Annotated in this window: 28 protein-coding genes; 11 read left to right on the top strand and 17 right to left on the bottom strand. The window is 63.7% G+C overall.

Annotated features, from left to right (window positions below; translation table 11 throughout):
* Positions 1 to 23 precede the first annotated feature (23 nt).
* The 10 genes from GSQ75_RS10695 to GSQ75_RS10650 all read right to left on the bottom strand — a co-directional run bounded on the left by GSQ75_RS10695 (position 24) and on the right by GSQ75_RS10650 (position 8324).
* Entirely contained in the window at positions 24 to 710 is a 687-nt protein-coding gene (locus tag GSQ75_RS10695) for an RES family NAD+ phosphorylase (protein ID WP_158754809.1), read from the bottom strand.
* 283 nt (positions 711 to 993) lie between these two features.
* A complete protein-coding gene (locus tag GSQ75_RS10690; RefSeq protein ID WP_158754807.1) occupies positions 994 to 1386 on the bottom strand; it encodes an MbcA/ParS/Xre antitoxin family protein in 393 nt (130 codons plus the stop codon).
* A gap of 83 nt (positions 1387 to 1469) precedes the next feature.
* Positions 1470 to 3257 (bottom strand): DUF885 family protein, encoded by a 1788-nt coding sequence (locus GSQ75_RS10685; protein WP_158755141.1) that lies wholly within the window; start codon positions 3255 to 3257, stop codon positions 1470 to 1472.
* 5 nt (positions 3258 to 3262) lie between these two features.
* A complete protein-coding gene (locus GSQ75_RS10680; RefSeq protein WP_158754805.1) occupies positions 3263 to 4930 on the bottom strand; it encodes a SulP family inorganic anion transporter in 1668 nt (555 codons plus the stop codon).
* A complete protein-coding gene (locus tag GSQ75_RS10675) occupies positions 4927 to 5541 on the bottom strand; it encodes a ParB-like protein (RefSeq protein WP_158754804.1) in 615 nt (204 codons plus the stop codon). Before GSQ75_RS10675 ends, GSQ75_RS10680 begins: the two co-directional genes overlap by 4 nt.
* Positions 5542 to 5636: 95 nt before the next feature.
* Positions 5637 to 6341: a YafY family protein gene (locus GSQ75_RS10670; protein WP_158754802.1), complete on the bottom strand. Its 705-nt coding sequence runs from the start codon at positions 6339 to 6341 to the stop codon at positions 5637 to 5639.
* Positions 6342 to 6427: 86 nt separating this feature from the next.
* A complete protein-coding gene (locus GSQ75_RS10665) occupies positions 6428 to 7054 on the bottom strand; it encodes a glutathione S-transferase family protein (protein WP_174236721.1) in 627 nt (208 codons plus the stop codon).
* A 37-nt stretch (positions 7055 to 7091) separates the two neighbouring features.
* A complete protein-coding gene (locus tag GSQ75_RS10660) occupies positions 7092 to 7496 on the bottom strand; it encodes a GFA family protein (RefSeq protein WP_158754800.1) in 405 nt (134 codons plus the stop codon).
* Positions 7493 to 7702 carry a hypothetical protein gene (locus tag GSQ75_RS10655; protein WP_158754798.1) on the bottom strand — a complete coding sequence of 70 codons (210 nt, stop codon included), beginning with the start codon at positions 7700 to 7702 and terminating at the stop codon, positions 7493 to 7495. The genes GSQ75_RS10660 and GSQ75_RS10655 overlap by 4 nt, the downstream gene beginning before the upstream one ends.
* 10 nt (positions 7703 to 7712) lie before the next feature.
* Entirely contained in the window at positions 7713 to 8324 is a 612-nt protein-coding gene (locus GSQ75_RS10650) for a DJ-1/PfpI family protein (protein ID WP_158754796.1), read from the bottom strand.
* Positions 8325 to 8577: 253 nt separating this feature from the next.
* Between GSQ75_RS10650 and GSQ75_RS10645 the strand changes: the two genes are divergently transcribed.
* The 3 genes from GSQ75_RS10645 (at position 8578) to GSQ75_RS10635 (ending at position 12805) form a co-directional block, all read left to right on the top strand.
* Entirely contained in the window at positions 8578 to 9609 is a 1032-nt protein-coding gene (locus tag GSQ75_RS10645) for a class 1 fructose-bisphosphatase (RefSeq protein ID WP_158754795.1), read from the top strand.
* Positions 9610 to 9727: 118 nt separating this feature from the next.
* On the top strand, positions 9728 to 10654 hold the full coding sequence (locus tag GSQ75_RS10640) for a patatin-like phospholipase family protein (RefSeq protein ID WP_158754793.1): 927 nt from the start codon (positions 9728 to 9730) through the stop codon (positions 10652 to 10654).
* A gap of 93 nt (positions 10655 to 10747) precedes the next feature.
* Positions 10748 to 12805, top strand: a complete 2058-nt coding sequence (locus tag GSQ75_RS10635) for a S9 family peptidase (RefSeq protein ID WP_158754791.1) — start codon at positions 10748 to 10750, stop codon at positions 12803 to 12805.
* Positions 12806 to 12853: 48 nt separating this feature from the next.
* Here GSQ75_RS10635 and GSQ75_RS10630 read toward each other — a convergent pair whose 3' ends face one another.
* Complete coding sequence (locus GSQ75_RS10630; RefSeq protein WP_158754789.1) at positions 12854 to 13033, bottom strand: hypothetical protein; 180 nt, start codon at positions 13031 to 13033, stop codon at positions 12854 to 12856.
* A gap of 128 nt (positions 13034 to 13161) precedes the next feature.
* Positions 13162 to 14226, bottom strand: a complete 1065-nt coding sequence (locus GSQ75_RS10625; RefSeq protein WP_254058530.1) for a PA0069 family radical SAM protein — start codon at positions 14224 to 14226, stop codon at positions 13162 to 13164.
* A 199-nt stretch (positions 14227 to 14425) separates the two neighbouring features.
* Between GSQ75_RS10625 and GSQ75_RS10620 the strand changes: the two genes are divergently transcribed.
* The 8 genes from GSQ75_RS10620 to GSQ75_RS10585 all read left to right on the top strand — a co-directional run bounded on the left by GSQ75_RS10620 (position 14426) and on the right by GSQ75_RS10585 (position 19260).
* A complete protein-coding gene (locus GSQ75_RS10620; RefSeq protein ID WP_158754786.1) occupies positions 14426 to 14671 on the top strand; it encodes a hypothetical protein in 246 nt (81 codons plus the stop codon).
* A 126-nt stretch (positions 14672 to 14797) separates the two neighbouring features.
* Positions 14798 to 15058: a GlsB/YeaQ/YmgE family stress response membrane protein gene (locus GSQ75_RS10615; protein WP_158754784.1), complete on the top strand. Its 261-nt coding sequence runs from the start codon at positions 14798 to 14800 to the stop codon at positions 15056 to 15058.
* A 79-nt stretch (positions 15059 to 15137) separates the two neighbouring features.
* A complete protein-coding gene (locus tag GSQ75_RS10610) occupies positions 15138 to 16118 on the top strand; it encodes a PhoH family protein (protein WP_158754782.1) in 981 nt (326 codons plus the stop codon).
* Positions 16115 to 16585 (top strand): rRNA maturation RNase YbeY, encoded by a 471-nt coding sequence (ybeY, locus tag GSQ75_RS10605; RefSeq protein ID WP_158754780.1) that lies wholly within the window; start codon positions 16115 to 16117, stop codon positions 16583 to 16585. Before GSQ75_RS10610 ends, ybeY begins: the two co-directional genes overlap by 4 nt.
* Before the next feature lie 115 nt (positions 16586 to 16700).
* On the top strand, positions 16701 to 17546 hold the full coding sequence (locus tag GSQ75_RS10600; RefSeq protein WP_158754778.1) for a transporter associated domain-containing protein: 846 nt from the start codon (positions 16701 to 16703) through the stop codon (positions 17544 to 17546).
* Positions 17547 to 17633: 87 nt separating this feature from the next.
* Complete coding sequence (locus GSQ75_RS10595) at positions 17634 to 17783, top strand: hypothetical protein (protein ID WP_158754777.1); 150 nt, start codon at positions 17634 to 17636, stop codon at positions 17781 to 17783.
* On the top strand, positions 17780 to 18424 hold the full coding sequence (locus GSQ75_RS10590) for a 4'-phosphopantetheinyl transferase superfamily protein (protein WP_158754775.1): 645 nt from the start codon (positions 17780 to 17782) through the stop codon (positions 18422 to 18424). Before GSQ75_RS10595 ends, GSQ75_RS10590 begins: the two co-directional genes overlap by 4 nt.
* Positions 18425 to 18516: 92 nt before the next feature.
* Complete coding sequence (locus GSQ75_RS10585; protein ID WP_158754773.1) at positions 18517 to 19260, top strand: pyridoxine 5'-phosphate synthase; 744 nt, start codon at positions 18517 to 18519, stop codon at positions 19258 to 19260.
* A 104-nt stretch (positions 19261 to 19364) separates the two neighbouring features.
* Here the strand turns inward: GSQ75_RS10585 and GSQ75_RS10580 are convergent, their stop codons facing one another.
* From GSQ75_RS10580 to GSQ75_RS10560, 5 genes are all read right to left on the bottom strand, one after another.
* A complete protein-coding gene (locus tag GSQ75_RS10580) occupies positions 19365 to 19769 on the bottom strand; it encodes a biopolymer transporter ExbD (protein WP_158754771.1) in 405 nt (134 codons plus the stop codon).
* Positions 19770 to 19775: 6 nt separating this feature from the next.
* Complete coding sequence (locus tag GSQ75_RS10575) at positions 19776 to 20198, bottom strand: biopolymer transporter ExbD (protein WP_158754769.1); 423 nt, start codon at positions 20196 to 20198, stop codon at positions 19776 to 19778.
* 14 nt (positions 20199 to 20212) lie between these two features.
* A complete protein-coding gene (locus GSQ75_RS10570) occupies positions 20213 to 20995 on the bottom strand; it encodes a MotA/TolQ/ExbB proton channel family protein (RefSeq protein ID WP_174236720.1) in 783 nt (260 codons plus the stop codon).
* 56 nt (positions 20996 to 21051) lie between these two features.
* Positions 21052 to 21711, bottom strand: a complete 660-nt coding sequence (locus GSQ75_RS10565) for an energy transducer TonB (RefSeq protein WP_158754767.1) — start codon at positions 21709 to 21711, stop codon at positions 21052 to 21054.
* Positions 21712 to 21915: 204 nt separating this feature from the next.
* Positions 21916 to 23202 carry a tetratricopeptide repeat protein gene (locus GSQ75_RS10560; protein WP_254058529.1) on the bottom strand — a complete coding sequence of 429 codons (1287 nt, stop codon included), beginning with the start codon at positions 23200 to 23202 and terminating at the stop codon, positions 21916 to 21918.
* Positions 23203 to 23251 lie beyond the last annotated feature (49 nt).

The raw sequence follows: 23251 nt of genomic DNA, 5'->3' as shown, positions 1-23251 counted from the left end.
GGTCTCCGGGGCAAGTCCCGAGACTAACGCGGACGCGAGAGTTCCGACACCTTGAGCACCATCGCGATGTGTTGTCCGTTCCAGCGATAGATCATGTGCTCGGACTGCACGCACGGCGCCACCAGGTCCGGATAGAAAACGGCCACGCATTCACCCGCATGGCGTGCGCTGTTGTAGACGAAGCCATTGGAACCGGCCTTGCGCAGCCGTTGCGCCAACGCGACGCTGGCGACGTAACTGTGCGGATCCTGCGCTTCGGGCCAGCCATCACGCAGGTCGTGCAGCTTGCCGGCAATGCTGGTGCGGTAGCAGCGCATCTCGATGTCACAGGCCGGCTCGGCGGTGGCGGCAAGGAACTGCTCGCGGTGGTAGACGGTTTCCTCCACCGCGGTGGCGACGCTATGCGCGGCATAGAACACGCCCCAGCTACCGTCGGAGAAACGGCTGCCTTCCGGATTGAGATGGGTGAACGCCGCCATCACCGGGGTGGAACCCGGCCCGCTGATGCGGCGCTCCCGCGGCACCATTTTCAACGCGCCCGCCTCCTCGCGCAAACGCGGGTTGGTCATGGCCTCGATCGCAAATACGGCATCGAGATCGGCCGGGTCGGCGATGCGGTCATACACGCCCACCGGCGGGAAGCGACTCGGCACGATGCGATACGCCTGGCTCCAGCGGATGCGTTTGACGGGCGGCAGAGCAGTCGACATCGGATCTCCAGTGAACTGAATCCTTGCGTCAAAAATCCCGTGTCCGAAATAGCGGCAAGGGCATCGACACTTTCAATGGCGTCATCCCGGCGAAGGCCGGGATCGCTTCATGACGATAGTGCGGGTCATCGATTCCTCAATCTTGTGAGGAGCGGACAGCTCAGCTGCATGAAGCGATTCCGGCCTTCGCCGGAATGACGGCTGGGAAGTCGTTTCCGCGGCGCACATCCATCAGCATCGCAAGCGCCCGTCTCGCTGGCCGCGACTATCCACACAGTCCTGCTCAACCGCGCTGCGCATCCAGGTATTGGCGCACCACATAAAGGTCGGCCACGTTGCCCGACAACATGCGCTCGAGCGCGGAATGGCCACCGAACAGTGGCGCCTGGTTCGGCTTGTGCAACCACGCGTCGGCTTGGGCCGGATCGGGAAAGAGGATCTGCAGCGATTTCCAGATGCCGAGCAGGTAGCTTATCCGTTCGATCGTGTCGCGACCGGGCACACCCTCGCGCTGACGCTTCCATTTGTAGAAGGTGGATTCGGGCGGGTCGCCGAGCAGCTTGCGCTGGTCGGCCATGCGCAGCTTCCACTGCTCGGCCAAGCCGAAGAACGCGCGCAGCGCGGGGCCACCGAGATCGTCAGCGGGAGCGGTTTCAGGCAGCGACCGGGTCAGCATGTGAAACTCTCCATATGAAGTTAGTGTTTATATTACTTCATATGGATAGTTTGATCAATTCTTGACCACGCCCCCGGCGATGCTCAGGACCCGGCCGGCCCGGCCTTCCCATCCTTTGCACAGTCGCAACCGAAGTCCGGCTCAGGCCCACCCTCGGCAATGAAGCGGTCGATGCGCTGTACCAGCACCGGCAGCGGCACAGAACCCGTGGACAACACCGTGTCGTGGAAGTGGCGCAGGTCGAATTTCGCGCCCAGTGCCTTTTCCGCCTTGGCACGCAGCTCCAGGATTTTCAGGTAGCCGAGTTCGTACGACAGTGCCTGGCCTGGCCAGCTGATGTAACGGTCCACTTCGTTGGCGATCTCGCGCGCGGACAGGGCGGTGTTGACGGTCAAGTAGTCGATCGACTGCTGGCGTGTCCAGCCCAGGTGATGGATGCCGGTGTCGACCACCAGCCGGCAGGCACGCCACATCTGGTAGGAGAGGAAGCCGAAGTGCTGGTAGGGCGTCTTGTAGATGCCCATCTCGTTGCCGAGGAATTCCGAGTACAGCCCCCAACCCTCGCCATAGGCGGAGATGTAACCGTTGCGGCGGAATTCCGGCTGGCTGTGATCCTCCTCCGCCAGTTCCAGCTGCAACGCGTGACCGGGATACGACTCATGCAGGGTCAATGCGGGCATGTTGTAGAGCGGGCGCGACGGCAGATCGTAGGTGTTGACCAGATAGACGTCCGGACCGCCGCGGCCGGAGGTGTAGTACGGCGCGATGGCATCGGGCACCGGCTCGATGGTGAAGCGTTCGCGCGGCAGGTGACCGAAGAGTTTCGACATCTGGCCGTCCGCTTCCTTGGCCACCCATGCACTCTTGTCGAGCAGCTCCTGCGGCGTCTTCGCGTAGAACTGCGGGTCGCTGCGCAGGAATTGCAGGAACTCGGCGAAGCTGCCCTTGAAGCCGGAGTCCTGCATCACCTGCAGCATCTGCGCGTGGATCTTCGCCACCTGATCCAGGCCGATCTGGTGGATCGCATCGGGGCTGAGGTCGAGCGTGGTGTACTCGTGGATCTGCTGGCGATAGAACGCCTTGCCGTCCGGCAAGGCTTCGGCGGCCAGCGTGGTGCGCGCATGCGTCACGTAGTCGTTGCGGAAGAAGCTCAGCAGCTTCGCATAGGCGGGGATCACCTCGTCGCGGATCCGCTGCAACGCACGGCCCTGCAGTGCCTGCGCCTGGTCGGCCGGGATCGACGCCGGCATCTGCTTGAACGGCGCGTAGAAGCTGCTCTGGGTCGGGTCCTGCAGGTCGGCGACGGCGGCGATCGAGACGTCCCTGCCCTTGAGCACTTCGCGTGGCACGCTGAAACCTCGCTGCAGGCCGGCACGCATGTTGGCGATCTGCTGGTCGAAATAGGCAGGAATCTGGTCGAGGCGATCGAGGTATTTACGATAGTCATCAACCGTGCGCAGCCGATCGCTGCCTAGGTCGTAGTCGATGTCGGACCAGAACGCCGAGTCGCTGTTGAACGGCATCTGCCAGTTCATGAACTTCTGGTCGGCGACGAAGTTGCCGATCTGCTCGCGATAGACCGCCTCGTTGACCTGGTTGGCCGGCGACAGCTTCGCCACGTCGATGCCATCCAGCTGCTTGAGCACGTTTTGCCAGTAGGCCAGCCGCTGCTGCTGGCTGGCCGCGTCGACATCATCGAGACGGCCGTTGTTCGGCTGCGCCTCACCTGAGGTGCTGACGCCGGCCTGCCCGGTGCGCCAAGCCCATTCGGCGGTGTAGATCTGCTTGAAGCGCGCATCCGCGTCCTGCGCCGCCCACGCCGGAACCGCCAGGCACAGTGTGCCCAGTACCAGCCATTGCTTGCCTGTCATGATCTTCACTGCAGAGGTTTCCCCATCGGTTGCGGTGCAGGTGCTACCGCCAAGGCCGCATCTTGCACGCTCCAGAAGTCGAGCGCCTGTGGCAAAAGCTGGGGTAGTGCCGCACGCAGCAGCAGCTCGCGCACAGCATCCTTCAATCTCGCCACGCGCAGCGGGATGTCTCGGGCACTGAGCCACGTCGCGAAATCCGCCAGCGACTCCAACGCGGTGCTGTCCAAATCGGACGACTCCTCCAGGCTCAGCACCACCACACGGGTCCCGGCATGCTCGTCGACCCGCTGCCGCGCCAGCGCCAGGATCGACTCCGCGTTGGCGAAGAACAGCGGTTCTTCCGGACGCAGAATCAGCATGCCGGCCTGCTCCTGCGCACTCGGATGTTCTGCGATATCGACGAAATCGTGACTGCCGGGCAGCTGGCCGAGCACGCTGAGGCGCGGGGTGGCCAGCTGGCGCAGCAGCATCACCAGGCTGAAGGCGATGGCCACCAGCAGGCCATTGAGAATGCCCAGCGCCAGTACCGCGACCACCGCGGCGAGCGCCACCAGCCGGTCACGCTTCCATTGCAGGTAGGGTTTGAATACCGACAGCCGCCACGACTTGCTCACCGCGTGGATCACGATCGCCGCGAGCACCGGCTCGGGAATGCGCTCGATCCAACGCAACAGCAGCAGCACCATCACCAGCACACTGGCCGCGGCGACCAGCCCGGCCAGCCGTGAACGCGCGCCGGCCGCCTCGTTCGCCGAGGTACCGGAATAGCCTGCCCCTAGCGGCATGCCATGCAGCAGGCCCGACAGCGCGTTCGCCACGCCGATCACCAGCAGGTCGCGATTCGCCTCAACGGGATCGCCATGCTTCAGCGCAAACGCGCGGATCGCCCCGTACGACTCCGCGTAGAGCACCAGCAGCAAGGCCGCGGCCAGTTCGATGCTGGGCAGCCATTGGCCGCTCGTTGGCCACACCGGCAGCGACCAGTCCGGGGTGAGATTGATCGCGCCGGTCAGCGTCACGCCGTGCTGCGCCAGCCAGCCCGAGGCGGCCACGCCCAGCACGATGACCAACAGGCTGCCGGGCAAGCGGCGTACCCGCTCACACAGAAACAGCAGCAGCAGCGCGATGACACCGGCGCCCATCGTGGCCGGTTGGATCTGGCCAATCGATTTGACCAGCGTGGTGAGTAGCAAGGGCACGAAATCGCCGTGCAGGCCCGGCAGGCCAAACAGGTTCGGCAGCTGCTTCAGTGCGATCACGCAGGCAAGGCCGAAGGTAAAGCCGCGCAGTACCGGCCGCGCGATCAGATGCGACAGGCCGCCGAGACGCGCCACCCCGGCGATCAGGAAACAGCCGCCAGTGAGCAGCACCAGGGTTGCCGCCACCGCGGCGCGTGCCGCTCCCGCCGGGCCAGCCAGAGCGAGTGTCCCGGCAGCGAGTACCGCCGCCGAAGATGAAGTGGCTGAGACGATCGCATAGCGGCTGCGCCCCAGCAGTCCGTAGCAGACCAGGCCGACCAACAGCGCGATCACACCGGCTTGTGGCGGCAACCCGGCGATGCCCGAATACGCCACGGCTTCGGGCAGCAGCAGGCCGGCGATCGACAAGCCGGCCAGTACGTCCACGCCGACGGTGGAACCCGGCGCAGAAGCAGATGCCGGGCTCGCGCTCATCCGATCGTCCCGCTCCAACCCGGCAGGTACGCCGTTTCATGACTGTGCGCAAACAGCAGTGCCTGCTGCATTACCTTCGCCGTGATCTTGCCGCCCGGCAGCTTCAGGTTGCGACGGTAGAAATCTGCCCACAGGAATTCCGCAAAAGGGATGGCGTCCTTGGCGCAGCCGCCGGCCATGCGTACCCGCGCGGCAAGCGTGCGATAGGGGTCATCGGCCATGTCGGTGAGGCTGGCCGGAATCGCATCGTAATCGGTGCGGTTGCCATGCTGGTCGTACGGATGCGCCCAGCGGTTGAACTCCATCGTGTGCCAGAACACCGGCAGTTCCAGCCAGGAGAAATCGCGCTGGATCATCACTGGCACGCTCTTCACGCCTTCCTCCAGCAATGCCAGGCCGAGGTGGTGGTGGTCGACGATATAAACGCGCTGCTTCGGCCCCAGCACACCCGGAAACCAGTGCGATTCGAGCAGTTCCTTGCGCTTCTTCCTGCCGAGCTTTTCCCATTCCGCACGCTTGGCCGCCACCTCGCTCTTGCCCACGGTCAGCTGGGTCGGCCGCAGCTTGGCCGGAGCGATCGACAACAGCGGGTGATGCACAACTGACGACATGGCACGACTCCTTCGGACAGACGCAGTGCTGCCGAGCGTACCCGAGCCGACCCTGCATGGGGGCCGTTTGCCACGCGTAATTTTTTGCGCTCCGGCTATTCCATGCCCGCGTAGTAGCCGCGCATCGCCAGCAGATAGGCATCCAGGTTGCGGCCGTCCAATTCGTCGAATACCTCACCAGTCTCGGCGAGTTCATCGATGCGGTCAGGGCGGAAGTTGCGGAAACCTTCGCGCAACCGGCACCATGTGCCGAGCGTCCACTTGCCACCCCAGAATGCCAGGCATAACGGCTCGACCTCGCGCGCACTGACGCTGCCCGCTTCGTCGCGATAGGCCAACTGCAAGACCTGGCGCGCCTCGATCGCCGCATGCAGCCGGTCGATTCGCGCGGCGAACGCCAGCTTGTGTTCGTCGCGCCAGATCGGTGCATAGATGCGCGTGCGTGCCGAGCGCTCGCGCAGTTCCGGCGGCAGCACCGCCTCGATCTTCATCAACGCGGTCTGCGCGCCCTCGGCCAGCTTGGCGCCGGCGAACGCGCGCACGAAGCGCGTGCCAACCACCAGCGATTCGAGCTCGTCGGCGGTGAACATCAGCGGCGGGATGTCCGAACCCTTGCGCAGCACATAGCCGACACCCGCCTCGCCCTCGATCGGCACGCCGGAAAGCTGCAGGTCGGCCACGTCACGATAGATCGTGCGCAGGGAAACGCCCAGCGTCTCGGCAAGCTGGCGCGCCTGCAAGGCCGTGCGCCGTCCGCGCAGGGCGTTGATGATGAGGAACAGGCGATCGGCACGACGCATCGGCACATCATCGCCGAGCCGGGTGATGACGAACAGCGCCGAACGTCACGCCTGTCGCGATTCATGGCACCAGGCCCATCACTGGATCATGCCGCCTGCGCAGCCGCCAGCTCGGCATCGGCAGCCGCGGCGCGCTGCATCGCCGGCCGCGCGAGCACACGATCGATATAGGCGCGGATCACCGGCAGTTCCGGCACCAGCTTGAACATCGTGGTCCAGTTCAGCGCGGTGCCCCACAGCACATCGGCCGCGCTGAAGGTATCGCCGAGCAGGTACGGCCCCTGCTCCAGCTGGTCGGTGAGTGTCTTCAGCATGGTGTCGAAGTCGCCGTACGGACAGGTCGACGGGGCCGCCGGATCACGCTTCATCGACCTGTCGATCAGCGCCGGCTCGAAGCACGAGCCGTAGAACACCAGCCAGCGCAGGTACGGGCCGCGCAAGGGATCACCGATCGGCGGTGCCAGCTTCGCCTCGGGGTAGAGGTCGGCCAGATACATGAAGACCGCCGGTTGCTCGGTGATCAGCGCATTGCCGTGGCGGATCGCCGGTACCTTGCCCATCGGATTGATCGCCAGATACTCCGGCTGGCGCTGCTCGCCCTTCTTGAAGCTCAGCACGTGCAGGTCGAACGGCACGCCGAGTTCCTCCAGCAGCGCGCGGGTACCGCCCGAACGACTGTTCGGGGCATGAAAGAATGTGACTTGCGGGTTCATGACGATTCCTCGCGATGGTTAGGCAGTGATGCGACGATCAAAGATGTCGCGTTTCCGCTGGCGCCGACTGCCAGTTGTTGTTGCGACCATCGGCGTAATGCCGTGGTGCATCGATCAGCTCCCGCGGCTCGACGTCATCAAGGCAGGCGAGATTCACGCTGTAGAAGTCGCCACCGAGCACGTCCAGATGGCCGCGGCCAAACGGTCGCACGCCGCAGTGCCGGCAGAACAGGTGATGCATGCTGTTCGAGCCAAACTGGTAATCGGACAGCGCATCCTCTCCTGACAACAAGCGAAACGCGTCCGGTTTCACGATCACACCCCACGACCGCGTCTTGGTGCAGATCGAGCAATTGCAGTGGCCGGTGCCGGCGGTGAGATCGATCTCGGCGGCGAATCGCACTGCACCGCAATGGCAACTGCCGTGATAGGTCTTGTTCATGACTTGCTCCGCTTGAAGAAGTTGCCGTGATACAGGCCCGTCAACGCGGCCAGCAACATGCGCCGGCGGGGTCGGGCGGCAGGCACCGACTCCTGACTATCATTCGAAACGTCTGCGCCCGGCCAGCGGTATTGTCCATCCATCAGCAGACCGCGCTGACGAAGCGGCTGGTAGGCCCTCATGATGTGTTGCAGGATCGGGTTCATGTGGCTGTCCTCACGCCGCGGCCAGGCTTTCGCCCACGCACCACGGCGGTAGCTGGGCATGCTTGAACAACCGATACCAGTGCTCGCGGTCACTGGGGCTGTACAGATCCAGCGTGTGGATCACCTCGCGGGCAAACTCCACGCTGCCGAGGTGACTAGCGGTAATCGTGCCGCCGTCGCTCACGGCCAACACGCTGGCGTCGTACTGCTCGTCGCCGGCATAGCCGGGCACCTGACTGGCGATCTGGCCGGGCCAGTTGCCGGTATGCCGGCATTCGTCGAGCAAACCGGCACGGGCCAGCGCCAACACGCCACTATCAATGGCCGCCACCGGCGCACCGGCCGCATGCAGCTGACGGATCGCGGCCACCGCCGGCTCCCCTTCGCCGCGTTGCCACAGATGACCACCAGGCACGATCAGCAGCGCCGCGCACTGGAAGTCGAGCTGCGCCAGTGATAGCTCGGGCTGCACGGTGAGGCCACCCATCGATGCCACTGGCGCCCGCGTAAAGCCCACCGTCCGCACCTGCCAGTCACCAGGGCGTCGGATCTCGCACAACGCCAGCGCGGCCTGCCAGTCGGCAAAACCGTCAAACACCAGGAAATAAACCGTATCGCGCATGTCGTATCCCTCCGCTGTGGAGGTACAGCATGGCTAGCCCCTGCTGCCAACGTGCTGTCAGTAGCGGCCACCTTGCTCGTCATTCCGGCGAAGGCCGGAATCGCTCTTCTCAACAGCGAAGCTGGTCATCCAACGCATACCTTCAAGCCGTAGAGACTGGATTCCGGCCTTCGCCGGAATGACGGCTATCACTACCGCTGGCGCCGTTCAGCCGGAGCCGGGACAATATGCCTTCCTTTTGCCCGGACCCGACATGAAGCCCATTTCGCTGATCCAGTTCCTGATCGAGGAACGCCGCGCTGGCCACATCAATGCCGAACTTTCACTGCTGATCGAAGTGGTCGCGCGCGCCTGCAAACGCATCGCGGTCGCCACCAACAAGGGCGCACTCGGTGGCGTGCTGGGCATGGCGGGCAGCGACGATGCGCTGAGCATGAACATCCAGGGCGAGGCGCAGAAGAAGCTGGACGTGATCTCCAACGAGATCCTGCTGGAGGCAAATGCCTGGGGCGGCCACCTCGCCGCCTGCGCTTCCGAGGAGATGGAAGATCCGCAGCAGATTCCGGACGGTTATCCGAAGGGCAACCACCTGCTGTTGTTCGATCCGCTGGACGGCAGCTCGAACATCGACGTGAACATTTCGGTCGGCACGATCTTCTCGGTATTGCGCTGTCCGGACGACGTGACCGAACCGCGGGCCGAGCACTTCATGCAGCCGGGCACCACCCAACTCGCCGCCGGTTACGTGGTGTACGGGCCGGCCACGGTGCTGGTGCTCACCTTCGGCCACGGCACCCACGAGTTCACCCTGGAGCGCGAGGTCGGCAGTTTCATGCTGAGCCGGCGCGGCATCCGGATCCCGGAAGAAGCCACCGAGTTCGCCATCAACATGTCGAACCAGCGCCACTGGCAGGCGCCGATGCAGCGCTACATCGGCGAGCTGCTGGCCGGCAAGGAAGGTCCGCGCGGCAAGGACTTCAACATGCGCTGGGTCGCCTCGATGGTGGCCGACGTGCACCGCATCGTGACTCGCGGCGGTGTGTTCTATTACCCGCTGGACGCGAAGATCCTCAAGCAGGGCGGCAAACTACGCCTGATGTACGAGGCCAACCCGATGGCCTTCATCATCGAGCAGGCCGGCGGCGCGGCAACCACCGGACGCGAACGCATCATGGAACTACAGCCAACCGGACTGCACCAGCGCGTGCCGGTCTTCCTCGGCTCGAAGAAGGAAGTCGAGGTGGCCACGCATTACCACCAGGAAGCGGACGGCGCGCAGAGCTGATACAGCAGCACCCTCTTCCCATCGAGAGGGTGCAAGCACATGGCCCGTTCCGTGCCCCGGTCACGCCATGATTCAGCCATAGACTCACACCCCCACCCTCTCCCACGCGATGCGACCGATGTCCTCCCGCCGCTATCTGCTGCCTCTGCTCGCCACGCTCGCGCTGAGCGCATGCTTCGGTGGCAGCAAGCCCACGCCAGCACCGCCAGTCATCGTGCCGCCGCCTGCACCGGTGGAGCTGAAGATCGGCCTCGCACTCGGCGGTGGCGCCGCGAAAGGTTTCGCGCATATCGGCGTGATCAAGATGCTGGAAGCCAGCGGCATCCATCCGGATGTGGTCGCCGGCACCAGCGCCGGCAGCGTGGTCGGTGCGCTGTATGCCAGCGGCATGGATGCGTTCCAGTTGCAGCAGACCGCGTTCGGTCTGGATGAGACGAAGATCCGCGACGTGCGGCTGTTCTCCGGTGGTCTGGTGCAGGGGCAGGCGCTGCAGGATTACGTCAACCAGCTGGTTGGGCAGCGCCCTATCGAGCGATTGAAAATCCCGTTCGCGGCTGTCGCCACCGAGCTGGAAACCGGCCAGCGCACGGTGTTCGTGAGCGGCAATACCGGCCAGGCGGTGCGCGCATCCTCCAGCATTCCCGGCGTGTTCGAACCGGTCGAAATTCGCGGCAAGCACTATGTCGATGGCGGCGTGGTCAGTCCGGTGCCGGTGGACGCGGCGCGCCAGCTCGGCGCCGATTTCGTGATCGCGGTGGATATCTCGACCAAGCCCAGCGGCAGCAATCCACAGGGCATGGTGAACATCGTCGGCCAGACCATCGCGATCATGGGCCAGCAACTGGGCGCCCAGGAAATGGCGCGCGCCGACGTGGTGATCCGGCCCAACATCAGCGGCATCGGCCCGACCGATTTCGAGCAGAAGAACCAGGCCATCCTCGAAGGTGAGCGGGCAGCGCTGGCGGCGATCCCGGGCATCCGTGCCAAGCTCGCCGCGATGACTGCGGCACGTCAGGCCGCCGCCGCGTCGACACCCGCGCACTGACCCGCCGCCGCATTCGCCAGGCCATGCCCTCCTGCACTTGGCGCACGGGGTGCCCGGTTGTAGCGTGGTGGTTTACCCATGCCGGAGCCCACCATGCTGAAACGTCCGCACCTGCCCGTCCTGATGCTGTCGATGGCCATGGCGCTGGCGCCTGCGGTGTACTCCGAACCGGCCGGTGTCGATCCACGCATTGAGCAGGTGTTGTCGCAGCTGGCCAAGGCCCAGCCGATCGAAGCCGTGGCCATCTCACCCGACGGCAAGCAACTGGCCTGGGTGATCGAGAATCAGGGCATGTCGACGATTACCGTGGCGGCGGCCGATGGCAGTCACGCGCACCCGGTGAGTGCCGCGGCCAAGCCCGGCAGCTGCGCCGAATCCGGCATTGCGTGGGCGCCCGATTCGCGCCACCTGGCGTTCGTGTCCAACTGCAGCATCGACCTGACCAGCACCAAGGTGATGCAGAACGACATCTATCTGGCCGACACCACCGGAAACGCCGCACCCGCGCGGCTGGCCCAATTGAAAGGCTACGCGCGTGCGCTGCAGTGGACGGCCGACGGCAAGTCGCTCGGCTTCCTGTATGTGCCCGGCGCCACCCGCCACGCCAGCGCGCTGGCGGCGGCGAAGCCGGCGGCCGGTGAAGTGGGTGTGACCGGGGTGGAAATACAACACGTGGCCAGCCTCGATGTCGCCAGCGGCACGCTGCGCGAACTCACCCCGGCCGGCATGTACGCCTACGAATTCAACTGGTCCCCGGACGGATCGCGGATCGCCTATACCGCTGCGCTGCCACCAGGCGACAACAACTGGTGGATCGCCAAGCTCTACGTACAGCCGGCGAAACCTGATGCAGCAGCGACCGTTCTGGTCGACCCGGCGAATGCCGACAGCGGGTCGTTGCGCGGCCTGCAGATCGCACTGCCGCGCTGGTCGCCGGACGGCTCACGGATCGCCTTCATCGGCGGCCTGATGAGCGACCAGGGCGCCACCGGCGGCGACATCTACGCGGTCCAGAGTGCGGGCGGCACGCTGGCCAACCTCACGCCCGGCATCCACGTCACACCGTCGTGGATCAGCTGGAATAACCCGCAATCCTTGCTGGTGAACCAGATCAGCAATGGCCAGACCCAGCTGGCCGACTATGCCGTGCACGGCGACCGGGCAACCCAGCAAAAAGTGTGGTTCACCCTGCCGGCCAGCGTTGGCGATGGCACGGCCGCCTTGGCAGTATCGCTGTCGCACAACCAGCAGCAGATCGCCTTTATCCAGAGTTCGTATGCCGCCGCGCCCGAAGTACATGCCGGCGCACTCACCAGTACGCCGCCACCCGCGGTCACCGCCATCAATGCTGCACTGAAACCGAGCTGGGGCAAGGCCGAATCGGTGGAATGGAACAACGACGGTTTCCACGTTCAGGGCTGGCTGCTGTACCCGGCCGACTATGACCCGAAGAAAACCTATCCGATGATCGTGGTGGTGCATGGCGGCCCGTCCAGCGCGGTGATCCCGAGCTGGCCCAGCGTTGGCTACGGCGGCGCGCCATTGTCGGCGCTGGGCTATTTCGTGCTGATGACGAACCCGCGGGGAAGCTATGGCCAGGGTGAGAAGTTCGTGCAGGCGAACCGCAAGGACTTCGGTTACGGCGATCTACGCGACACCCTCGCCGGCATCGACGCGGTGGAGAAGAAATTTCCGGTCGATGACAAGCGCCTTGGTCTCACCGGCTGGAGCTACGGTGGCTTCATGAGCATGTTCGCACCGACCCAGACCCAGCGCTTTCGCGCCGTGGTGGCCGGCGCCGGCATCTCGAACTGGCAGAGCTATTACGGCGAGAACCTGATCGACCAGTGGATGCCGCCGTTCTTCGGCGCCAGCGTCTACGACGACCCGGCGGTGTACGCGAAGAGCTCGGCGATCAACTTCATCAAGCAGGCAAAGACGCCCACCCTGATCGTGGTCGGCGACCGCGACGCCGAATGCCCGGCACCGCAATCGTTCGAGTACTGGCATGCGCTGCGCGCGCAGGGCGTGCCCACGTCACTGGTGGTGTATCCGAATGAGGGGCACCATTTCATCGACCCTGTACATCAGCGCGATGTGCTGCAACGGGCGCTGGGCTGGTTCGCGAAATATCTGCCAGCAGGCGGCTGACCGCATGAGCAGTGGTTCCTTCCGGTCTCGGCCGGAAGGAACCACTGCTCATGATTCGGGCGGATCGCGCCGGCGCGTGTGCGTGACTGCTCCGACTATGCCGCTGCCCAGCACCACCACCGTGCCGACGATGATCCATTGCGTAGGTGCGTGCAGCAGGAAGGCGGCATAGGCCAGACCACCGATCACGATAATCATGCCGATAAGATAAAGCGCAAATGAGGACATCGTTGGCTCCATGTTTTCCGGCCCATGTCACCGCGAGGCGGAGCAGATACCGGAATGTCGATTCGCAGCGATCGATTTGACCCGTGTAGCCATCAGCAGCGCGTGAAGTTGCGTGCGGCGGGATCAGCTCAGAACAACTCACCCTGCGGCGACGGCTTGCGCGGCGGTACGAAGTGCGAAGTGTCGAGCGCGAGTTCGCGGGCGCGACCAAAGCCGTGTTTGCGGCAAGCGATCTCGAAACGGCGGCGCAGCAGGTCGGCAAATACACCCTGGCCACGCATGCGGGTGGCGAAGTTGCTGTCGTAGTCGCGACCACCGTTCATCTGCTGCACCAGACTCATCACGTGTTCGGCACGCTGCGGTGCGTGCAGCGCCAGCCATTCGCGGAACAGCTGCTTCAACTCGTAGGGTAGGCGCAGCGTGGTGTAACCGGCGCAGCGTGCGCCGGCGGCGGCGGCCTGCTCCATGACTACTTCCATGTACTTGTCGTTGAGTGCCGGAATGATCGGTGCCACCAGCACGCCGACCGGCACGCCAGCGTCGGCCAGAGTGCGAATTGACTTGATACGCCGATGCGGCGCGCTGGCACGTGGTTCGAGTTTGGCGGCCAGGTGGTTGTCCAGCGAATTGACCGAGACGAATACCTGCACCAGCCGTTCACGCGCCATTGGCACCAGGATGTCGAGGTCACGTTCGACCAGCGCATTCTTGGTGACAATGGTGCACGGGTGATGGCATTCGGCGAGCAGCTCCAGTGCGGCGCGGGTCAAGCGCCACCGCTTCTCGATCGGCTGGTAGGGGTCGGTGTTGCTGCCGATATTGATCGGGCTGATCACGTAACCGGGCTTGGCCAGTTCCGCGCGCAGCACCTCGGCGAAATTGCCTTTGGCGCGCAGCTTGGTTTCGAAGTCGAGGCCGGGCGACAGGTTGAGATAGCTGTGCGATGGCCGCGCAAAGCAATAAATGCACCCATGCTCACAACCGCGGTACGGGTTGATTGCCTGGCTGAAGGCGATGTCCGGCGAGTCGTTGCGGCTGATCACACTGCGCGCGCGTTCTTCGGTGACCTCGGTGCGCGGGCGCGGCGCGTCTTCGTCCAGCAAGGCACTTTGCCAGCCATCGTCCTCGGCCTGATGGCGGATGTTCTCGAAGCGACCCTCGGGATTGGAGGCGGCACCGCGGCCCTTGATCATCCGGCTCGTTTGAGCCTGACCGTGCGGGGTTGGCGGTGGCAGCGAATCATCCATCGGCACAGTTTGCCGCGCCGATGTCTCAGCCGCCGCGACATCTTTCAAACCCGTGATACAGCCTCTGCCAGGCGCACTTCGACGGCGTTATGATGCGCCCGTCCGGCCGCGTCAGGCGGCGTGTTCCATGTGTCAGGGGTCCATCATGCGCTGGCTGTTACTCGTCCTCACCCTGTTCGCCTTCGTGCTGTGTTTCACCCGTCACAGCGCCGGTGCCTGGGGCTTCTGGCTGCTGGCGGGCTTCATCGGCATCATCGTCACCACGCTGGCATTCGCGCAGGCACGCATTGCTGGCAACTCGCGCGGCGACAGTCTGTCCGAGTACGACCTGAGGCAGCTGCGCGAAGGCAAGGATCCACTTACGCACGATCGCGACCGCTCAGCACCCTGAGCACACTCAGTATTCATACCCGCTGCGCCGCCGTGCATGGAGTCGCTCACCGTTCGATCACGATCACTGCACATCGGAACACGGATTCTTGCGGGACATCGCATTGGTTAAATTTGGGAGCTCATGATGCATCTACCTGCTTTGGTCGTCTTTCTTCTCATCGGCGCGATTGCGGGCTGGCTTGCTGGTCTGATCGTGCGCGGCTTCGGCTTCGGCCTGCTCGGCAATATCGTGGTCGGCATCATTGGCGCGTTCCTCGCCGGCTGGCTGCTGCCCAGGCTTGGGGTCAGTTTCATGCTGGTCAGCCCGCTGGTCACCAGCATCGTCTACGCGATGATCGGTGCGATTGTCCTGCTGGTGATAATCGGCCTGATCAGGCGCACCTGAACGTTCCTGTCCGAACCAGGCCACCGCCGGCCATGCCGCGGTGGCCCTCGCACAAACGGCGCGCTACTCTCGCACGCCTATGAGCGAACTCAACCAGCGCGATTTCACCCTCGAGCCCGAAGACAATGCCCGCCTCGCCAACCTGTGCGGGCCGTTCGACGAGCATCTGCGCCAGATCGAACTGCGCCTCGGCGTGGAGATCAACCACCGTGGCAGCATCTTTCAGGTGATTGGCGAGGAGGTTTCCGCCAGGGCTGCTCAGAAAGTGCTTGCTGCGCTGTATGCCGTGACCGAAGACGAGGCACTGACCGGTGTCAGGATCAACCTGCATCTGGCCGAATCCGGTATCGATGCGATCACCGCCGAAGCGGTCGACGGCGCGCAGGAAGTGACGATCAAGGTCAAGCGCGGCGTGATCAAGGGTCGCGGTGCGAACCAGGCGCGCTACCTGCACGCCATCGCCAATCACGACATCAACTTCGGTGTGGGGCCGGCCGGTACCGGCAAGACCTACCTTGCGGTGGCCTGCGCGGTCGAGGCGCTGGAGGCGAACCGCGTGCAACGCCTGCTGCTGGTGCGCCCCGCGGTGGAGGCCGGCGAGAAGCTCGGCTTCCTGCCCGGCGACTTGTCGCAGAAGGTCGATCCTTACCTGCGCCCGCTATACGACGCGCTGTACGAAATGCTCGGCTTCGAGAAAGTGGCCAAACTGATCGAGCGCAACGTGATCGAGATCGCGCCGCTCGCCTATATGCGCGGGCGCACGCTGAACGACTCCTACGTGATCCTCGATGAGGCGCAGAACACCACGGTCGAGCAGATGAAGATGTTCCTCACCCGCATCGGTTTTGGCACGGTGGCGGTGATCACCGGCGACGTCACCCAGGTCGACCTGCCGCGCAGCACCCGCTCGGGCTTGCGCCAGGCGGTGGAAGTGCTGCGTGGCGTCGGCGGCATCAGCTTCACCTTCTTCACTTCGCGCGACGTGGTGCGCCATCCGCTGGTGGCGAAGATCGTGCGCGCCTACGAGACGTTCGAGCAGAAGGAAGAGGACAGCAAATGAGCGGGCAGCCTGCCGAGGTTGCGCTCGCGGTTGGCTATGCGGTACCGCGTGCCGGACTGCCCGCACCGGCCAGCTTCCGCCGCTGGGTCGAGGCGGCGTTGCGCGGCGCCAAGCGGCGCAAGCCGGCCGAGCTGGCGATCCGCATCGTCGATGCCGACGAAGGTCGCGCGCTCAACCGCGATTACCGCGGCAAGGACTACCCCACCAACGTGCTGTCATTCCCCGCCGAACTACCACCCGGCGTTCTACTGCCGCTGATCGGCGACCTGGCCATCTGCGCCCCGGTTGTACTGCGTGAAGCCGCCGAACAGGGCAAGCTGGCGCGCGATCACTGGGCGCACCTGACCATCCATGGCGTGCTTCACCTGCTTGGCTACGATCATATCGAAGAGGGTGAAGCCGTCGCGATGGAAGCCCTGGAAACCCGTATTCTTGCCGGTCTTGGCATCGCTGATCCGTACGCCTGAATCCTTGGCCGGTCTCCGTTTTCGTGGGCGCGAGCGCGGCTTGTGCTCTGAATTGTCACGGATTTTCCGCTAAACTCAAGATACCGCCCGCTTGCGGGCAGCATCCCTGCGATAAATGAACGACGACCCTGGCAGTACCAACGGCCCGGCACACCGCACATGGTGGGACCGGCTGGGCCATATGTTTTCCGGCGAACCACGCAACCGCGACGAACTGCTTGAAGAGTTGCGTGCCGCCCAGACCAACGGACTGCTGTCCGTCGACACCCTCACCATGGTCGAGGGTGCGCTCAAGGTCAACGAGCTGAGCGTGGACGATGTGATGGTGCCGCGCGCCCAGATCGTGATGCTCGCGGCCGAGTCCCCGCTGACCGAGATCCTCGCCACCGTGGTCGAGTCCGGCCACTCGCGTTTCCCGGTGCATGGCGAGGACAAGGACGAGATCCTTGGCATCCTGCTGGCCAAGGACCTGCTGAAGTTCTTCGGCTCCGCCGAGCATTTCGACATCCACGCGATCCTGCGCCCGGCCGTGCTGATTCCCGAATCGATGCGCCTGAACGTGCTGCTGGACGAGTTCCGTCGCTCGCGCAACCACATGGCACTGGTGGTGAACGAATACGGCGGCGTCGCCGGCCTGATCACCATCGAGGACGTACTTGAACAGATCGTCGGCGAGATCGACGACGAGCATGACGATGACGAACCCGAGCTGATGCACGAACAACCCGGCGGCGACTGGCTGGTCAGCGCGCTGACCCCGGTCGAGGATTTCAACGAACAGGCCGGAACCGAGTTTTCCGACGAGGAATACGACACCGTCGGCGGCATGGTCACTTCCGAGTTCGGCCACCTGCCCGAGGTCGGCGAGGAAGTGGCGATCGGTGGTTTCCTGTTCCACGTCACCGAGGCCGACGACCGTCGCGTGCAGCAGTTCCGCGTGGCACGGCACGACAAGCGCTAGGACCGCGATAGCCTCCTACTGCAAGCAGGGAGAGGGAAGGTTCGGGTGCTCTGTTACGGACGTCCAATTCCCTGGATCTTCGGGCGCATGACCGTGCAGCTGCAAGAACGCCTTCGCAAGGCCGATTACGAGCACCTGTGTGCCGAGTCGGTCAGCGCCCTGGACGGCTTCTGGGTCGAAGCCGCACACCTTCTGCGCTTGTACATGAGCCATGGCGACGGCACCATGCATGGATGATTGCAAAGCACGCCCAGACGCTTGCCAACCTAGCCGAGTGCCTGCGCGATGACGAGATTCATGTCTGGCATCTGCCGTATCAGGCCACGCAGGGTCGGGCGCCACTACGCCGCGTGCTGGCGGCCTATCTAGGCATCGACGCCGACACGGTCGCGCTGGTCGATGGCGAGCATGGCCGGCCGGCACTCGCCAGCAGCCACGACCAGCCGCTCGGTTTCAACTGGTCGCACAGCGGTGACCACGCGCTGATTGCTCTTGGTCGGCATGTCGTGCCCGGCATAGATGTGGAGCGTCGGCGCGAACGACCACGGGCGCTGGAGATTGCCCAGCGCTATTTCAGCGTCGACGAGGCGGCCGCTTTGGCGACGTTGCCGGCAGCGGATCGCAGCGACGCTTTTCTTGAACTTTGGACGGCGAAGGAAGCTGTGCTCAAGGCCCTTGGGCGTGGCATTGCATTCGGGCTGCACCGACTCAGCATCACCAGCACCGCCGATCAGCTAATCCTTCGGCAACTCGAAGATGACGACATTCACGCCTGGCAATTGCAGCGGCTGGCTATCGAGACCACGCTGCTAGCCGCACTGGCCTGGCGTGGCGGCACACGGCAGATCCGCCTGGGCACGCTTGCCAGCCTTGACTGATCGGTGCACTGTCTGCGTTCGCTCGCGGCCAGTCATCTGACTCACGGTGCCCTTGCCGCGCGGACTTCACTGCACGAGACCATTCACTCGCAATGACCCTGCTCAGCGTCAACCTCAACAAGATCGCCGTGCTGCGCAATTCGCGCGGCGGTGATGAACCTGATATCTGTCGGGCTGCGCAAACCTGCATCGAAACCGGCTGCGGTGGTATCACGGTGCACCCGCGACCGGATCAGCGCCATGTGCGACCGGATGACGTGCGCGCACTGGCTGCCATGCTGGCTGGCCGGGTGGAATACAACATCGAGGGGAATCCGTTCGCTGGCGCACGCGGCGAATATCCTGGTCTGGTTGCGCTGGCGCGCGAAGTACGACCTACCCAAGTCACCCTGGTGCCTGATGATGACGGCCAGATCACATCGGATCGCGGCTTCGACCTCGCGCACGATGCCGATCGCCTGCGGCCACTGGTCGCCGAATTGAACGAGCTCGGCTGTCGGGTCAGCCTGTTTGTTGACGCCGGCGTGCAGGACTTCGGCCTTGCGGCAGCCATCGGCGTGCAACGCATCGAGATCTACACCGGCCCCTATGCGCAGGCGTTTGCGGATGGGCAGCCGGCCGCCATGCTGGCCGCATGCGCGGATACTGCGCGTCGCGCGCAGCAGGCCGGGCTCGCCGTAAATGCGGGGCACGATCTCAGCCAGGCGAATCTGGGCACGTTCAAGACAGCGATTCCCGGACTGGCGGAAGTCTCGATCGGCCACGCGCTGATCGGCGAAGCACTCTACGAGGGGCTCGCCACCACCGTGCGCAACTACCTGCAGATCCTGCGCTGAACGGATTCGCTGCATCTGCACGGCAATATCCACACAAACAAAAACCCCCGCACCAGGCGGGGGTTTTGCATTTCGTCAGATGAGCTGCGTTGCCGCCTGCACGATCAATCGGCTTCGGTGAAACCGATCTTGGTCAGGTTGTAGCTCTTGGCGTCAGCCAGTACACGTGCCACGTACTGGTAGGCGACGCCGTCGTCGGCAGCAATCTGGATTTCCGGCTGGTTGCTCTGCTGGGCAATCACCGCGAGCTGGGCTTTCAGGCCCAGTTCGTCGACCGGTGTGTCGTTCCAGTAAAACGCGCCAGCCTGATCGATCTTCAGATGGATGGGATCCAGCGGATTCGGCGGGTTGACGACATTCGGGTTCGGCTGCGGTAGATCAACCTTGATCTTGTGCGCCAGCACCGGCGCCGTGATCATGAAAATGATCAGCAGCACCAGCATCACGTCGACCAGCGGTGTGACGTTGATCTCCGACATCGGTCCACTGGTTTTGGTAGTGAAAGCCATCTCTCGTCACCCCTTCGGCGCGTCAGTAGTCATGAAGCCGACATGCACCATGCCCGAATCCTTGGCATCGCCAATGACCTTCTTCACGATCTTGAACTCGGTCGCCTTGTCCGCACGGATCTGCAACTCCGGTTGCGGGGTCTTCTGCGCATTCACCGCAAGCTGTGCCTTCAACTCGGACTCGTTGACCTGATGGTCATTGAAATACAAGCTGCCATCCTGCTTGATCGCGAGATCCAGCGGCGGCACCGGTAGTTCCTCATCCTTGGTCTTCGGATTGGCGGTGGGCAGATCGATGGTGATGGTGTGCGACATCAGCGGTGCGGTGATCATGAAGATGATCAGCAGTACCAACATCACGTCGACCAGCGGCGTGACATTGATTTCTGACATCGGTCCGCCGGTATTGCCACCGGTGCTCATAGCCATGAGTCAGACCTCTCTTAGGACTTCAGAGCCGGCGCGGAGCCTTCGACACGCGAGCCGGTAGCGAAGAAGTCGTGCAGGTCATGCGCAAATTCGTCGAAGCGGGCGTAGGTCAGGCGGTTCGAGCGGCTGAAGAAGTTGTACGCGAACAGCGCCGGGATCGCGGAGAACAGACCGAACGCGGTCATGATCAGCGCCTCACCGACCGGGCCGGCCACCGCGTTCATCGAGGCGTTACCGGTGGCGGCGATGCCGATCAGCGCGTGGTAGATGCCCCACACGGTACCGAGCAGACCGACGAACGGAGCAGCCGAACCGACCGTGGCGAGCAGGGTCATGCCGCCTTCCAGACGCAGGCTCTCGCGAGCGACGGCCTGGCGCAGGGCGCGGTCGATGAACTCCGAACGGCTCAGCGACTCAGCCAGACGACCGGTGGTACCGGAGGTGCTCTGCTGATGGTGGGCAACCGCCGAAGCAGCATCCAGTGCGATCTTGGAGAACGGCTCGCTCTTGGGCTGTGCTTCCAGCTCGCGGATCGCGTCCTGAGTGGAGGCATTGCCCCAGAAGCCGTCAATGACCTTGTCGGCACGCGACTTCACCGTGGCATTGCGGATGCCGTTGGCGATGATGAAGTACCAAGACAGGAACGACATCGCGACCAGGGTCACGAAGACGACCCAGCCAAGCCAGTCGAAGTTCTGCATCAGGTTGGAGAAGCCCATCTGTTTCATGGCTTCAGCGTTGGTATTGCCACCCAAGGCCTGTGCGGCATCGGTTGTTGCAGGAGTCTGTAGGAACATAACGCTACCCTAGGGAAGTCAAGCGTGAACTGTAACTGTAATCCAGTGAATCCGGATTACAGCTGGTTGAGATTGAAGTTGACGGGAACGCGAGCGTAACCCTCAACCTTTTGTCCATTTCTGATGGTCGGGTTGAACTTCCACTGTCTTGCCGCATCCATGGCCGCACGATCAAGCTCGTGGAAGCCGCTGGACTTGTCGACCCGGATGTCCTTCGGGGTTCCATCCACACCAACCAGGATCATCAGGATAACCGTGCCTTCGTGATGCTGACGTACTGCCTGCGGCGGGTACTTCGGCTGCATGCGGCTGTTGTAGCTCAGATCCTGGCTCGCCGTGATGTCCGCCGGCGGCGCCGGTGGTGCTGGCGGTGCCGGTGGCGCTGCCGCAACCGCATTCTGCGAAACCTCTTCCACCGGTGGTGGCGGGGTCGGCGGCGGCGGCGTCGGCGGCGGCTTGATCTGCTGGATGATCTTCGGCGGTGGCTGCTTCGGCGGCTCCGGCGGCGGCGGCGGTGGCGGCGGCGGCGGCGGTGGCGGCTCGATAAAGTTCACCTGGACGATGTGTTCTTTCTCTTTGTGGTCCTGATGCGGCGGAGCCATCGGCGCCACGAGCAACAGGAACGCAAACGCATGCAGCCCGATGGCAACTGCCAACGCCCAAGTGCGTTTCCAACTAAACGGCTCGCGCCCGGATTCTTCGTTACTTGAGGCCATCTGTCACTGTCTGAAGCTGATCAATCGGAAGAGAACGTTGCCGCAGGGCTGAACTCGAAACCGTCCGAATGTCTGGACGGAGCTCGCCGCTGGGGAGACGCAGGGAAAGGTTTTCAACGGTACAACAGCACATGACTTTTGTATAGCACCCGTGGGTCGATTGAATGGACGTCCATCCGTTCCACGAGTGCTCAATACCCGGCCTTATTTGCCGCCACCGTTCTTTTTCAGCCACTCGTTGGCCTTGTCAGAGGTCTCCGGCTGCTGCGCTGCCAACTTCATCGCGGCAATCGCTGCGGGCTTGTTCTTCAAGCCACTCTCGCTCTCGGCGAGGATCATGTAGGCCGTGCCCTTGTGCTTCACACCCTTGCTGATGCTCTGCTGAGCCATGTTCCTGGCCTCGCTGAACTTGCTTTCGGTCAGCAGCAGGTGACTGGCGCGCATGGCGGCCTCGCCATCGGTGGCGCCCGCGTTGGCCTTGTTGTAGGCATCGAGTGCCTTGCTGGTGTTGTCCGTCATCTCGTAGGTCTCGCCCAGCAGCAATTCGTTGTCCGCGCTGGAGGTGACCACGCCCTTGCCCATGCCTTCTTCGAGTACCTGGGCAGCCTTGGTCGCGTCCGGCTTGGGATCGTCACTGGATTGACCGGCGATCAGATACAGCTTGGCCAGATTCACGTAGTTGCTTTCGGATGTGAGCGTCCCGTTGGCACGCGCCTTTTCCATCAGCTGGATGGCTTCCGGATTCTTCTGCGCCTGCATCAGCACCGCGACAGCATTGTTGAGTGCCTGCGGATCCTTCGGGTTGGCCTCATAATTTTTCTGAGCCATCTGCGCGGCCTGGTCGCCCTGGCCGGATTCGGCATAGCTGGCCATCAGGATCTGGTTCCAGCTTTCCTCCGGCTTGTCGGTCAGCGACTGCGCCTTCTTGATCGCGGCAATCGCCTCGGGGTACTTGCCCAAGCGGTAATCGTCATTGCCTTCGGTCGCGTAGGAGGTAGCGGTTTCCTTCTTGCCCTCGGCGCGCCACTTGGCGATGGTATCCAGCGATGCCTGATACTGCTCGTCGGCCAGCTGGAACTGCGCCAGCATGTATTCGAGCTGGAAGTAGGTGTCGTTCGGCATCACACCATTCGCCAGCGATTGCTGCAGCAGCGCGATCGCACCCTTGTAGTCGTTATCGTTGTACTTGATCGTGGCCAGACCCTGCAGGGCCAGCGCCTGGACATACTTGCTCTTGCTGCCATCGACCAGCGGTTGCAGGATCTGCACGGCCTTGTCCTTGTCACCGGCACTGACCGCATCCAGGCCAGCACTAAGCTGCTTCTGATCCTTCTCGCTGGTCAGATCGAGTTTTGGCGCAACGCGGGTTGCGTTGGGATACAGCACTTCCGGCTTGGCCTTGCCGGTGTCGCTCGCCAACACCGGGCTAGCGGCCAGAGTCAGCAGCAACGCCGTGCTCGCCAACATCGTCAACCCACAGGCATGCTTCATGGTGATCCTCATCTCGTGTGCGCGTTTCAAATGACGCGGGGGATTGCGG

The sequence above is a fragment of the Dyella sp. S184 genome (assembly GCF_009766065.1).
In the GTDB taxonomy this organism is placed as follows: domain Bacteria; phylum Pseudomonadota; class Gammaproteobacteria; order Xanthomonadales; family Rhodanobacteraceae; genus Rhodanobacter.
This window is presented reverse-complemented; position numbering and strand designations above follow the sequence as displayed.

Bases quoted from the DNA above. Each gene is read 5' to 3' on its own strand.
- GSQ75_RS10570 (WP_174236720.1), bottom strand. From the start codon at position 20,995: ATGTTCCTACAGACTCCTGCAACAACCGATGCCGCACAGGCCTTGGGT.
- GSQ75_RS10650 (WP_158754796.1), bottom strand. From the start codon at position 8,324: ATGCGCGATACGGTTTATTTCCTGGTGTTTGACGGTTTTGCCGACTGG.
- GSQ75_RS10640 (WP_158754793.1), top strand. From the start codon at position 9,728: ATGTCCTCCCGCCGCTATCTGCTGCCTCTGCTCGCCACGCTCGCGCTG.
- GSQ75_RS10585 (WP_158754773.1), top strand. From the start codon at position 18,517: ATGACCCTGCTCAGCGTCAACCTCAACAAGATCGCCGTGCTGCGCAAT.
- GSQ75_RS10600 (WP_158754778.1), top strand. From the start codon at position 16,701: ATGAACGACGACCCTGGCAGTACCAACGGCCCGGCACACCGCACATGG.
- GSQ75_RS10575 (WP_158754769.1), bottom strand. From the start codon at position 20,198: ATGGCTATGAGCACCGGTGGCAATACCGGCGGACCGATGTCAGAAATC.
- GSQ75_RS10615 (WP_158754784.1), top strand. From the start codon at position 14,798: ATGCATCTACCTGCTTTGGTCGTCTTTCTTCTCATCGGCGCGATTGCG.
- GSQ75_RS10590 (WP_158754775.1), top strand. From the start codon at position 17,780: ATGATTGCAAAGCACGCCCAGACGCTTGCCAACCTAGCCGAGTGCCTG.
- GSQ75_RS10670 (WP_158754802.1), bottom strand. From the start codon at position 6,341: ATGCGTCGTGCCGATCGCCTGTTCCTCATCATCAACGCCCTGCGCGGA.
- GSQ75_RS10690 (WP_158754807.1), bottom strand. From the start codon at position 1,386: ATGCTGACCCGGTCGCTGCCTGAAACCGCTCCCGCTGACGATCTCGGT.
- GSQ75_RS10665 (WP_174236721.1), bottom strand. From the start codon at position 7,054: ATGAACCCGCAAGTCACATTCTTTCATGCCCCGAACAGTCGTTCGGGC.
- GSQ75_RS10625 (WP_254058530.1), bottom strand. From the start codon at position 14,226: ATGATCAAGGGCCGCGGTGCCGCCTCCAATCCCGAGGGTCGCTTCGAG.
- GSQ75_RS10660 (WP_158754800.1), bottom strand. From the start codon at position 7,496: ATGAACAAGACCTATCACGGCAGTTGCCATTGCGGTGCAGTGCGATTC.
- GSQ75_RS10630 (WP_158754789.1), bottom strand. From the start codon at position 13,033: ATGTCCTCATTTGCGCTTTATCTTATCGGCATGATTATCGTGATCGGT.
- GSQ75_RS10560 (WP_254058529.1), bottom strand. From the start codon at position 23,202: ATGAAGCATGCCTGTGGGTTGACGATGTTGGCGAGCACGGCGTTGCTG.
- GSQ75_RS10580 (WP_158754771.1), bottom strand. From the start codon at position 19,769: ATGGCTTTCACTACCAAAACCAGTGGACCGATGTCGGAGATCAACGTC.
- GSQ75_RS10695 (WP_158754809.1), bottom strand. From the start codon at position 710: ATGTCGACTGCTCTGCCGCCCGTCAAACGCATCCGCTGGAGCCAGGCG.
- GSQ75_RS10610 (WP_158754782.1), top strand. From the start codon at position 15,138: ATGAGCGAACTCAACCAGCGCGATTTCACCCTCGAGCCCGAAGACAAT.
- GSQ75_RS10645 (WP_158754795.1), top strand. From the start codon at position 8,578: ATGAAGCCCATTTCGCTGATCCAGTTCCTGATCGAGGAACGCCGCGCT.
- GSQ75_RS10620 (WP_158754786.1), top strand. From the start codon at position 14,426: ATGCGCTGGCTGTTACTCGTCCTCACCCTGTTCGCCTTCGTGCTGTGT.
- ybeY (WP_158754780.1), top strand. From the start codon at position 16,115: ATGAGCGGGCAGCCTGCCGAGGTTGCGCTCGCGGTTGGCTATGCGGTA.
- GSQ75_RS10595 (WP_158754777.1), top strand. From the start codon at position 17,634: ATGACCGTGCAGCTGCAAGAACGCCTTCGCAAGGCCGATTACGAGCAC.
- GSQ75_RS10655 (WP_158754798.1), bottom strand. From the start codon at position 7,702: ATGAACCCGATCCTGCAACACATCATGAGGGCCTACCAGCCGCTTCGT.
- GSQ75_RS10565 (WP_158754767.1), bottom strand. From the start codon at position 21,711: ATGGCCTCAAGTAACGAAGAATCCGGGCGCGAGCCGTTTAGTTGGAAA.
- GSQ75_RS10685 (WP_158755141.1), bottom strand. From the start codon at position 3,257: ATGACAGGCAAGCAATGGCTGGTACTGGGCACACTGTGCCTGGCGGTT.
- GSQ75_RS10635 (WP_158754791.1), top strand. From the start codon at position 10,748: ATGCTGAAACGTCCGCACCTGCCCGTCCTGATGCTGTCGATGGCCATG.
- GSQ75_RS10675 (WP_158754804.1), bottom strand. From the start codon at position 5,541: ATGTCGTCAGTTGTGCATCACCCGCTGTTGTCGATCGCTCCGGCCAAG.
- GSQ75_RS10680 (WP_158754805.1), bottom strand. From the start codon at position 4,930: ATGAGCGCGAGCCCGGCATCTGCTTCTGCGCCGGGTTCCACCGTCGGC.